Origin of the sequence: Novosphingobium sp. Fuku2-ISO-50, from assembly GCF_001519055.1 — a bacterium.
Taxonomy (GTDB): domain Bacteria; phylum Pseudomonadota; class Alphaproteobacteria; order Sphingomonadales; family Sphingomonadaceae; genus Novosphingobium.
The window spans coordinates 188,528-198,653 of record NZ_KQ954291.1 but is presented as its reverse complement, the minus strand read 5'-3'; the positions used below and the strand labels follow the sequence as shown (position 1 = coordinate 198,653).

10 protein-coding genes are annotated in these 10,126 nt (G+C 66.3%); 4 read left to right on the top strand and 6 right to left on the bottom strand.

Features of this window, described 5'->3' with window-relative positions; translation table 11 throughout:
• Window positions 1-166: 166 nt before the first annotated feature.
• Window positions 167-514 (bottom strand): GNAT family N-acetyltransferase, encoded by a 348-nt coding sequence (locus AQZ50_RS11405; protein WP_369801411.1) that lies wholly within the window; start codon window positions 512-514, stop codon window positions 167-169.
• A gap of 11 nt (window positions 515-525) precedes the next feature.
• On the opposite strand from AQZ50_RS11405, the gene AQZ50_RS11400 reads away from it, so the two are divergent.
• On the top strand, window positions 526-1,542 hold the full coding sequence (locus AQZ50_RS11400) for a threonine aldolase family protein (protein WP_067746563.1): 1,017 nt from the start codon (window positions 526-528) through the stop codon (window positions 1,540-1,542).
• The gene (locus tag AQZ50_RS11395) at window positions 1,539-2,459 is read left to right on the top strand and encodes a DMT family transporter (protein ID WP_067746562.1); all 921 of its coding nucleotides are present in this window, start codon (window positions 1,539-1,541) and stop codon (window positions 2,457-2,459) included. Before AQZ50_RS11400 ends, AQZ50_RS11395 begins: the two co-directional genes overlap by 4 nt.
• On the opposite strand, the gene AQZ50_RS11390 is transcribed toward AQZ50_RS11395, so the two are convergent.
• Both AQZ50_RS11390 and AQZ50_RS11385 read right to left on the bottom strand, forming a co-directional pair.
• Window positions 2,369-3,208: a Rossmann-fold NAD(P)-binding domain-containing protein gene (locus AQZ50_RS11390; protein ID WP_369801413.1), complete on the bottom strand. Its 840-nt coding sequence runs from the start codon at window positions 3,206-3,208 to the stop codon at window positions 2,369-2,371. The two genes, AQZ50_RS11395 and AQZ50_RS11390, sit on opposite strands and share 91 nt — an antisense overlap.
• A 10-nt stretch (window positions 3,209-3,218) precedes the next feature.
• On the bottom strand, window positions 3,219-4,589 hold the full coding sequence (locus AQZ50_RS11385) for a M48 family metallopeptidase (protein ID WP_231730235.1): 1,371 nt from the start codon (window positions 4,587-4,589) through the stop codon (window positions 3,219-3,221).
• Window positions 4,590-4,623: 34 nt separating this feature from the next.
• Between AQZ50_RS11385 and pepN the strand changes: the two genes are divergently transcribed.
• The gene (pepN, locus tag AQZ50_RS11380; protein ID WP_082703594.1) at window positions 4,624-7,260 is read left to right on the top strand and encodes an aminopeptidase N; all 2,637 of its coding nucleotides are present in this window, start codon (window positions 4,624-4,626) and stop codon (window positions 7,258-7,260) included.
• A complete protein-coding gene (gene pgeF, locus AQZ50_RS11375; protein ID WP_067746560.1) occupies window positions 7,260-8,027 on the top strand; it encodes a peptidoglycan editing factor PgeF in 768 nt (255 codons plus the stop codon). Before pepN ends, pgeF begins: the two co-directional genes overlap by 1 nt.
• 163 nt (window positions 8,028-8,190) lie before the next feature.
• Here pgeF and AQZ50_RS11370 read toward each other — a convergent pair whose 3' ends face one another.
• The 3 genes from AQZ50_RS11370 to galE form a co-directional block, all read right to left on the bottom strand.
• Entirely contained in the window at window positions 8,191-8,802 is a 612-nt protein-coding gene (locus tag AQZ50_RS11370) for an HAD-IA family hydrolase (protein WP_304437927.1), read from the bottom strand.
• A 111-nt stretch (window positions 8,803-8,913) separates the two neighbouring features.
• On the bottom strand, window positions 8,914-9,039 hold the full coding sequence (gene ykgO / locus AQZ50_RS11365; protein ID WP_008069451.1) for a type B 50S ribosomal protein L36: 126 nt from the start codon (window positions 9,037-9,039) through the stop codon (window positions 8,914-8,916).
• Window positions 9,040-9,112: 73 nt separating this feature from the next.
• The gene (gene galE / locus AQZ50_RS11360; protein WP_067746558.1) at window positions 9,113-10,117 is read right to left on the bottom strand and encodes a UDP-glucose 4-epimerase GalE; all 1,005 of its coding nucleotides are present in this window, start codon (window positions 10,115-10,117) and stop codon (window positions 9,113-9,115) included.
• Window positions 10,118-10,126: the final 9 nt, after the last annotated feature.

Here is a 10,126-nt window from a genome sequence, read left to right as displayed (position 1 = left end):
CCAGCGGTTTGTCGCATCTATTGACAGGTTATCCACAGTTACCACACAGGATACCCTGCAAGTTGTTCTCACAGGATCGTTGGACGCGGCAAAAAATGCCGCTCCAAACTCCGGCAAGACTAAAAGATTTAATTGGCTATTTGGAACCGCATGGCACTCATGCGAATCAGGCCAGCAAGTCCGCCCATTCGGGGTGGCGCTTGAACGCGGCGGCGACGTAGCTGCATTGCGGTTCGATCGTCAGGCCCTTGTCGCGGGCATGGGCGATCAGCGCGTCGACCAGCCGCCCGGCAACGCCGCGTCCGCCGATCGCCGCAGGGACCAGCGTGTGGTCCGCCACCATGACCGATCCGCGCATGCTATAGGTCAGTTGCCCGGTCGCCGCTTCGCCGGGCACAGTCGCGACGAATTCGCCGCCCTGCGCGGTCGCGTGATGCGTAATGGCCATGTCGGACATGATTCCCTCTCCTCGGCTCGACCGGCGCAGCTTGACCAGCGCATCGGGGCGCCCCATTCGATGCCCCCATGAAGTTCTTCTCCGACAACGCCGCCTCTGTCCACCCCCGCGTCTGGGCCGCGATGCAGGCCGCCGATGCGCCCGATGCCGGGTATGACGGCGATGCGCTGTCGCAACGGCTCGATGCGGCGTTTGGCGATCTGTTCGCCCGGCCCGTCGCCGCGCTGTGGGTCGCGACCGGAACGGCCGCCAATTGCCTCGCGCTGTCGGCGATGGTGCCGCCCTATGGCGCCGTCCTCTGCCATCGCGAGGCGCATATCGAAACCGACGAAGGCGGCGCGCCGGGGTTCTATACCCATGGCGCCAAGCTGATCCTCGCCGAAGGCGATGGCGCCAAGCTCACGCCCGCAACGATCACCGCCGCCCTCGCGCCGATTCGCAAGGATGTGCATCGGGTTCAGCCGCACGCGATCTCGATCACCCAGGCCACCGAATATGGCCGGGTCTACACCCCCGGCGAAGTCGCCGCGATCGGCGCGCTGGCGCGTGAACGCAATCTGTGGCTGCACATGGACGGCGCACGCTTTGCCAATGCCGTCGCCGCGCTGGACTGCCATCCCGCGGCCATGACCGTCGAGGCCGGAGTCGACGCCCTGAGCTTTGGCTGCGTCAAGAACGGGGGGATGAGCGCGGAGGCGATCGTGTTCTTTGCCGACGACCTTGCCGAAACCGTGCTTCACGCCCGCAAGCGCGCCGGGCACCTGCAATCAAAAGGGCGCTATCTTGCCGCGCAGATCCTTGCCCTGATCGAAGACGGCCTGTGGCTGGAAAACGCGCGCGCCGCCAATGCCGCCGCCGCCGAAATTGCCGCCGGCGCGGGCGACCGATTGCTCCAGCCGGTCGATGCCAACGAAGTGTTTCTGGTGCTGTCCCCGGCAGAAGCGGCGGCGCTGCGCAAGGCCGGGTTCGATTTCTACGACTGGACCGCGCCCGCAGGCGCCCCGGGCGCGGCGCGACTGGTGACGGCGTGGAACAGCAATCCCGCGCATGTCGCCGCGCTGGCGCGCGCCATCGCCGCGCTGTGAGCACACATAATCGGAGCAGCGATCCGCGCGTGATCGCCGCCTTTGTGGTGACCGCGCTGGTCTGGGGATCGACCTGGCTGGTTATCAAGGGGCAGATCGGCCCCGTTCCGCCCAGTTGGTCGGTGACCTGGCGCTTTGCCGGGGCCGCGCTGGGCATGTTTGCGCTGGGGCTGGTGCGCGGCGACATTCGCCTGGGCGCGCTGGTCCCCGAACGCCCGGTGCTGATCCACGCCGGGCTGATCGGGGTAAGCCTGTTTTGCGCCAATTTCCAGTTCGTCTATCGCGCCGAAAGCCATCTGACCTCGGGGCTTGTGGCGGTGGTTTTTGCGCTTCTGCTGCTGCCCAATGCGGTGTTTTCGCGGATCTTTCTCGGCACCCCGGTCACGCGCGGCTTTGCGCTCGGATCGGCCATCGCGCTGAGCGGGATCGTGCTGTTGATGATCGCCGAATATCGCACCGCGCCTGTCGGCAGCGATGTGCCGCTGGGCGCGGCGATGACCGGGCTGGCGCTGCTGTGCGCGTCGACGGGCAACGTGTTGCAGGCGGCGCAAGTCGTGCGGCGCGTGCCGGCGGCAATGCTGCTCGCCTGGGCGTTTCTGATCGGGGCCGTGGTCGATTTCGGCGTCGCCTGGGTGCTGTCGGGGCCGCCGGTGTTCGACTGGTCGCCCGTCTATATGGGCAGCGTCGCCTATCTTGCGCTGATCGGGTCGGTGCTGACGTTTCCGCTCTACAACTTGCTCTTGCGCGAAATGGGGCCGGGGCGCGCGGCCTATAACGGCGTGGTCGTGCCGGTCGTCGCGATGCTGTTGTCGACCGCGTTCGAAGGCTATCGCTGGACCGGGCTCAATCTGGGCGGTGCCGGGCTGGCGCTGATCGGGCTGGTCGTCGCGCTGAGATCGCGCAAGCCTTCGCGGTAGGTCGGAAAAGCAGGGCGCCAGCCGAGAATGCGCCGCGCCTTGCCATTGGCGATGCGGCGATTTTCGGTATAAAACGCACGCGCCATCGGCGACAGCCCCGCTTCATCGAGCGGCACGAGCGGCGGCGGTTCGATGCCCATCAGCCGGGCCGCCGCTTCGATCACCGCATTCTGGTCGCAAGGTTCGTCATCGGCCAGATTGTAGACCCCCGGCGGCCCCGCCATCCCGGCCATCACGCCCCCGGCAATGTCATCGACATGCACACGGCTGAACACTTGCCCCGGCGCGATCAGCCGCCGCGCGGTGCCGTCGCGCAGCCGGTCAAACGCGCTGCGCCCCGGGCCATAGATCCCCGGCAGGCGAAACACCCGCACCCGGCTGTCGAGCGCCTGCCAGCCGCGATCAGCCTCGCTGCGCGCGCTACGTCGGCCAAGCCCGATCGCGGCGCTTTCATCGACCCAGGCGCCGCCGCAATCGCCATAGACCCCGGTCGACGAGAGATAGCCGATCCAGCCCGCCCGCGCCGCGCGCAAGGCTTCGCCATAGTGGTCCAGTACCGGATCGCACCCGTCGCGCCCCGGCGGCACGCTCGACAGGACATGCGTCGCCGCGCCCAGCGCAGCCCCGACCGCCGCCCGATCGTCAAACGCGATCGTCCCGCCGCGCCCGGTGCCCGCGACCTGCCAGCCCAGCGCCGCCAGCCGCCGCGCCAGCACCCCCGCGCTATAACCCAGACCGAAAACGAACAGATTCACGCGGCTAGTGCCCGATGGGATCGGGCAGCGGCGGCGGCACGACTTCGGTCGCACCGGGGACATGGTCCTTTTTCCACTGCATCGCCTTATGGACCCGTGTCTGCCCCGAAGGATGATCGTAAAACAGCGCTTCTTCGAGCGGCGGCGGCGCGATCTTGCGATAAGTCGACAGCTTCATCGCGGCCAGGGCAAAGCCATCGGGCTCGCGCGCGGTTTCGAGGCCAAAGCTGTCGGCCTGGCTTTCCGCGACGCGCGTGACGGTATTGGACAACGGCAGGAACAGCAGCGAAAGCAGCGACAGGCCCCCGATCAACACCGGCAGCGCCGCCGGATCGTCCAGCCCGCGCAAGCCATGGCGTCGCCCGCCCAGCACAATCGCCGCCGGGCCCAGCCGGGCCAGCAACCACAGTTCCAGCCCGGTCAGAATCGTCATGGCCACGATCGCGCGCCACACATGGTGCAGCACATAATGGCCCATTTCGTGCCCGACCACGGCGGCGGCCTCGGCCACGCTTGTCCGTTTGACCAGATTGTCGGTCAGGCTGATCCGCACGGTCGGCCCGATTCCGGAGACATTGGCCGAAATCCGGTCGCTCTGGCGCGAGGCGTCGAACACCTGGATATGGTCCGCCGGGATATGGTTGGCCCCCGCCATGGCCACGATGCGGGTCCGCAAGGGGCCGGCGGGCAACTCCGAATAGGTGTTGAACAGCGGCATGACGAACACCGGCGTGAGCAGGCTGATCACCGCAACCATCGCACCGACCACCCCGGCCCCGACCAGCCACCAGCGACGCGGAAAGGCGCGCATCACCGCGTTGATCACGGTCAGCCCCGCACCACCGACAATCAGCGTCAGCAGCGCGGCAATCGCCTGATCCCCCAGCCAGCCGCCAAACGACTGATTCATGAGCCCAAAGCGCCGTTCGCGGAAAAAATCGATGATGATCGACCAGGGCAGTTCGAGCACCATCAGGCAGGCAAGGAACACCACCGCCACCGCCAGCATGACCACCCACGGGCGCCAGCCGCGCCGCCGCATCGCATCGCGCAGGCGCACCAGCACCCCGCTGCGCAGGATCAGCCAGGATACCAGCACGGTCATCAGCGCGGACACGGCATTGAGCCACACATGGCCGTCAAAATAGGCATCCGAGCGGGCCCGCGCCGCCGGGCCGAGCGCCGCGAGATAGAGCGCGGTCGCATGATCGACATCGAACGTCGCCGCGCGGGCGAGCGAAGGCAAAAAAGCGCCCGACATCGCCATCGCAGACCCAATCTTGCGCACGCTGGTCATCCCCACCCCCGGTTTGTCGTTCCGGGGCATGGGTGCGGCGGCAGTGCGCTGCAAGTCAAGCCGAAAGGCATTTGCCATTGGCCCATGCCGACAGAGCCCCTACATTGCCCCCATGAACGATATGTCCAGAACCCCCGCCGCCGCCCCCGCCACTGCCCCCGCCACCGCCACTGCCCAGCCGGAAGTGATCAACCGCCTCGATTACAGCCCGCCCGACTGGCTGGTTCCGCAGATCGCGCTCGATTTCGCACTGTCGCTCGATGCGGCGCGGGTGCGTTCGACGCTGTCGGTAACGCGCGCGGCCGACGGCGCGCCGCTGCGGCTCAACGGCGACGGCATCGCGGTCGCCACGCTGCTCGTCGATGGCCATGCGCACAACGCCTGGGAAATGGACGGCAAGGATCTCGTCATCACGCTGCCCGGCGATGCACACGAAGTGACGATCGAAACAGTGATCAATCCCGTCGCCAACACGCAGCTTTCGGGGCTCTATGCCTCGGGCGGGCTGCTGTGCACGCAATGCGAGGCCGAAGGTTTTCGCCGCATCACCTTCTTCCCCGACCGGCCTGACGTGCTCAGCCGCTATCATGTGCGGATGAGCGGGGACAAGGCGCAGTTTCCCGTGCTCTTGTCCAACGGCAATCCGGTCGCCACGGGCGAAGGCGGCGACGGGACGCATTGGGCCGAATGGAACGATCCCTGGCCCAAGCCTTCGTACCTGTTTGCGCTGGTCGCGGGCGATCTCGTCGCGCAGCGCGACAGCTTTGTCACCCGGTCGGGCCGCCATGTCGATCTGGCCATCTATGTCCGCCCCGGCGACGAAACGCGCACCGATCATGCCATGCGCAGCCTGATCGCCTCGATGGCGTGGGACGAACGCGTCTATGGCCGCGAATACGATCTCGACTTGTTCAACATCGTCGCCGTATCCGATTTCAACACCGGGGCGATGGAGAACAAGGGGCTCAACGTCTTTAACACCCGCTATATCCTGGCCGATCCCGAAACCGCCAACGACGGCGACTACGACGCGATCGAAGGCGTGGTGGCACACGAGTATTTTCATAACTGGTCGGGCAACCGGGTGACCTGCCGCGACTGGTTTCAGCTTTCGCTCAAGGAAGGCTTTACCGTCCTGCGCGATCAGCAGTTCAGCGCCGATCGCGGATCGGCCCCGGTCAAACGCATCGAAGACGTGCGCGTTTTGCGCGCGGCGCAGTTTCCCGAGGATTCGGGGCCGCTGGCGCACCCGATCCGCCCCGATTCCTATCAGGAAATCAGCAACTTCTACACTGCGACGGTCTATAACAAGGGCGCCGAAGTGATCCGCATGATGACCGTGCTGGCCGGGCCCGAACGGTTCCGGCGCGGCACCGATCTCTATTTCGAGCGCCACGACGGCGAGGCGGCGACGTGCGAGGATTTCGTGCGCGCAATCGAGGATGGCGCGCAGATCGACCTGACCCAGTTCCGCCGCTGGTACGAACAGGCCGGCACGCCGCGCGTCGATGTCGCCATCGCGCATCACGGCGATACCGTTACGCTGACACTGAAGCAGACCGTGCCGCCCACCCCCGGCCAGAGCGAAAAACAGCCGATGGTGATCCCGTTGCGCACCGCGCTGTTCGACCGTGCGACCGGGCGCCATCAGGGCGAACACCTGGTCGTGCTGACGCAAGCGGAACAGAGCTTTACATTCACCGGCCATGCCACGGCGCCGGTGCTGTCGATCAACCGGGGCTTTTCGGCGCCGGTCGCAATCGGCAACCCGGCGCCCGATGCCGATCTGGTGTTCCTTGCCGCCAACGATGACGATCCCTTTGCCCGCTATGAAGCGATGCAGCAGCTGGTCGTGCAGCACCTTGTCGCCGCTGTCACCGATCGCCTGAGCGAGGCGCAGCGCGCTGCCGGACGTGCGGCGATCGGCGAAGCCTTTGCCAAGGTTCTCGCCGATCCCGCGCTGGACGACCTGATGCGCGGCGAATTGATCATCCTGCCGGGCGAGGCCTATCTGGCCGAGCAATTGAGCCCGGTCGATCCCGGTCGCGTGCGCGCCGAGCGTGAAGCGCTCAAAGCCTGGCTCGGCGCGACATTGGCCGACGCCTGGCGCACATTGCACGATCGCACGTGCGCGGTGCCCTATAGCCTCGATGCCGCCGCACGCGGCGCGCGCAAGCTCAAGACGCAGGCGCTCGTCTATCTCGCCCCGGCAGACCCTGCCGAAACGATCCGCCGCGCCGCCGCGCAATATGCCGGTGCCGACAACATGACCGACCGGCAGGGCGCGCTGATGGTGCTGTGCGGGCTCGAAGGACCGGAACGCGAGGCCGCGCTGGCCGATTTCCACCAGCGCTTTGCCGACAATGCGCTGGTCATCGACAAGTGGTTCTCGTTGCAGGCGGGATCGCTTCACCCGAACGCGATCGCGCACGTCAAGGCTCTGGCGCGTCATGCCGACTTTACCCTGACCAACCCCAACCGCGTGCGCGCGCTTTACATGGCCTTTGCCGCCAATACCGCCGCGTTCCACGATACAGGCGGCGAAGGCTATCGCATGATCGCCGACCTGATCCTCGCGCTCGATCCGATCAACGGCAATGTCGCGGCGCGCTTTGTCCCGCCGCTGGGGCGCTGGCGCAAGATCGAACCGGCGCGCGCCGCGCTGATGCGGGGCGAACTCGAACGCATCGCCGCGCAGACCGCCCTGTCGCGCGACGTGCGCGAACAAGTGTCGAAGAGCCTGGGCTGATGCGCGAACCGGTCGAAGTGCTCACGCATCCGGCGCTGGCGGGCGCCGCGCACGGCTTTCTGGGTCGGCGCGGCGGGGTCAGCACGGGGCTGCATGCCGGGCTCAATGTCGGCTGGGGCAGCGAGGACGATCCCGCTGCCACGGCGGAAAACCGCGCCCGCGCCACGGCGGCGGTCCTGCCCGGCGCGCGGCTGACGTGCGCCTGGCAGATCCATTCGCCCGCCGTGGTGACCGTAACCGAGCCCTGGACCGATGACGCCCGGCCGCAGGCCGACGCGCTGGTGACCGACAGGCCCGGCGTGCTGCTCGGCATTCTGACGGCCGATTGCGCGCCGGTGCTGTTTCATGATCCCCATGCCGGGGTGATCGGCGCGGCACATGCCGGGTGGAAAGGCGCGTTGACCGGGGTAACCGATGCGACGCTCGCCGCGATGGAAGCGCTCGGTGCGTGCCGCGACCGCATTGCCGCCGTGGTCGGCCCGTGCATTGCGCAGAAAAGCTATGAAGTCGACGATGGCTTCGAACGCCGCTTCGTCGAAGCCGATCCCGCCAATGCCCGCTTCTTTCGCGCCGGGCGCGCGGGCCATGCCTGGTTCGATCTCGAAGGCTATGTCGCCGAACGCCTGCGCGCGGCGGGCGTCGGCACGGTCGCGATGCTCGGCGAGGACACCTATGCCCAAGCCGACCGCTTCTTTTCCTTCCGCCGCGCCACGCACCGTGGCGAGCCGGGATACGGGCGCGAAATTTCGCTGATCGGGTTGGGTTGACCGCCCCCGCGCAACACCCGCTCACCCTGAACCCGTCGCAGGGTGCGCGCGACATCAGCCCTTGCGCGCAACTTCATCCTTGATATTCGCCAAGACCAAGGAGCATCGCGCATCCTTCGACAGGCTCTGGATGAGCGGGTCTTTGCTGTTTTGGCAGTGAGCGTCAGAGCAGTCCGCGCGCGACGAAATCGATCTCAAGCGCCGATGCATCGCCGGTGAAATGGTGCGCCTGCCAGCCAAGGCCTTGCGCCGCCGCGATATTGGCAGCGTTGTCGTCGATGAACAGCATGCGCGCCGGATCGTGGCCGAATCGCTGTGCGGCAAGGTCAAAGATCGCGGCATCGGGCTTGGCGAGATGTTCTTCGCCCGAGACCACGATGTCGATCATGTGATCGAGAATCGGGAACGTCGGGCGGAATAGGGCAAAGGCATCCGCGCCGAAATTGGTGATCGAAAACTGCGGCACCTTGCGCTGCGCCAGCCGTTCGATCAGCGGATGCGTCCCCTCGATCGGCCCCGGCACCGACAGGAGCCAGTGCGTCTTGTAGCGTTCGATCAAGGCGCGATGTTCGGGATAGCGCGCGATTCGCTCGGCGATCAGCGCATCCATCGATTCGCCGGCGTCATGGCGGGCATGCCATGCTTCGCTGACCACGGTCGAGGTAAACGCGGCACGCTCTGCGTCGTCGGGGATGACGTCCTGCCAGATCCGCGGGAAATCCCACTGCACCAGCACGCGGCCAATGTCCCAGACCACGACATCGACACGGGCCATCATCGCGCTCCCAAAAACGACCAAAACCCCCGCCTTTGGGGCGGGGGTATCAGGATCCCGTGACGGGATTACGCGCCGAAAACGGCGCGTATCGGATCAGACCCCGAAGGATCAGCCCTGGCGCGCCTTGAAGCGACGCTGGGTCTTGTTGATCACATAGGTCCGGCCGCGGCGACGGATCACGCGGTTGTCGCGGTGGCGGTCCTTGAGCGACTTCAGGCTGTTGCGAATCTTCATGACGAATCCCTTTGCCCGATGCGACCGGGCTCGAAAACGGAAGAGCGGCGCCTAGATGCGGCACCGGCGAAAGTCAAGCTTCGGAGCGGATCTCGGTCAGCCGCCGTTCCCAGGCGAGCGCATGGGCGACAATCGTGTCGAGATCGGCATGGCGCGGCACCCACGGCAGCGTCGCCTTGATTCGCCGGTTGTCGGAAATCAGCGAGGCAGGATCGCCTGCGCGGCGCGGCCCCATCTGGCGAACGATCGTGCGGTTGGTCACGCGATCGACCGCATCGAGCACTTCGAGCACCGAGAAACCCCGGCCATAGCCGCAATTCATCGTCAGCGAGCGCGCCGGATCGGCAATCAGCGCTTCGAGCGCAAGGACATGCGCGGCGGCCAGATCGCTGACATGAATATAGTCGCGCACCCCCGTCCCGTCGGGCGTGTCGAAATCGGTGCCGAACACCGCGACATGATCGCGCTTGCCCAGCGCCGCCTCGACCGCGACCTTGATCAGATGCGTCGCCCCGGCGGTCGATTGCCCGGTGCGCGCCTGCGGATCGGCCCCGGCAACGTTGAAATAGCGCAGCGCGCCGTAATTGATCGGATGCGCCATGGCCGTGTCGGCCAGCATGATCTCGGTCATCAGCTTCGACATGCCATAAGGATTGATCGGCAGTTTGGCGCTATCCTCGCTGACCGGCGAAACCTCGGGATTGCCATAGGTCGCGGCCGTCGAGCTGAAAATGAAATGCGGCACGCCCGCCGCAACCGCCGCCGCGATCAGCGACCGGCTCTTGGCGGTGTTGTTATGATAGTATTTCAGCGGATTTTCGACCGATTCGGGGACGATGATCGAACCGGCAAAATGCATGATCGCGCGCGTGCCCTGTTCGGCAAATATCCTTGCCAGCAGCGCCTCATCGGCAATGTCGCCTTCGTAGAACGGCACATCGTCGGGCACGGCAAAGCGAAACCCGGTAACCAGACTGTCGATCACCGCGACCGGCCAACCGGCATCCTTGAGCGCAAGAACCGCGTGGCTGCCGATATAGCCGGCGCCACCGGTAACGAGAACGGGAACCTTGCTCATGCTGCGCGA

What these genes read in the sequence shown, in the direction of transcription:
- AQZ50_RS11405 (WP_369801411.1), bottom strand. Translation starts at nt 514, where the DNA reads ATGGGGCGCCCCGATGCGCTGGTCAAGCTGCGCCGGTCGAGCCGAGGA.
- AQZ50_RS11400 (WP_067746563.1), top strand. Translation starts at nt 526, where the DNA reads ATGAAGTTCTTCTCCGACAACGCCGCCTCTGTCCACCCCCGCGTCTGG.
- AQZ50_RS11385 (WP_231730235.1), bottom strand. Translation starts at nt 4,589, where the DNA reads ATGGCAAATGCCTTTCGGCTTGACTTGCAGCGCACTGCCGCCGCACCC.
- pepN (WP_082703594.1), top strand. Translation starts at nt 4,624, where the DNA reads ATGAACGATATGTCCAGAACCCCCGCCGCCGCCCCCGCCACTGCCCCC.
- pgeF (WP_067746560.1), top strand. Translation starts at nt 7,260, where the DNA reads ATGCGCGAACCGGTCGAAGTGCTCACGCATCCGGCGCTGGCGGGCGCC.
- AQZ50_RS11370 (WP_304437927.1), bottom strand. Translation starts at nt 8,802, where the DNA reads ATGGCCCGTGTCGATGTCGTGGTCTGGGACATTGGCCGCGTGCTGGTG.
- ykgO (WP_008069451.1), bottom strand. Translation starts at nt 9,039, where the DNA reads ATGAAGATTCGCAACAGCCTGAAGTCGCTCAAGGACCGCCACCGCGAC.
- galE (WP_067746558.1), bottom strand. Translation starts at nt 10,117, where the DNA reads ATGAGCAAGGTTCCCGTTCTCGTTACCGGTGGCGCCGGCTATATCGGC.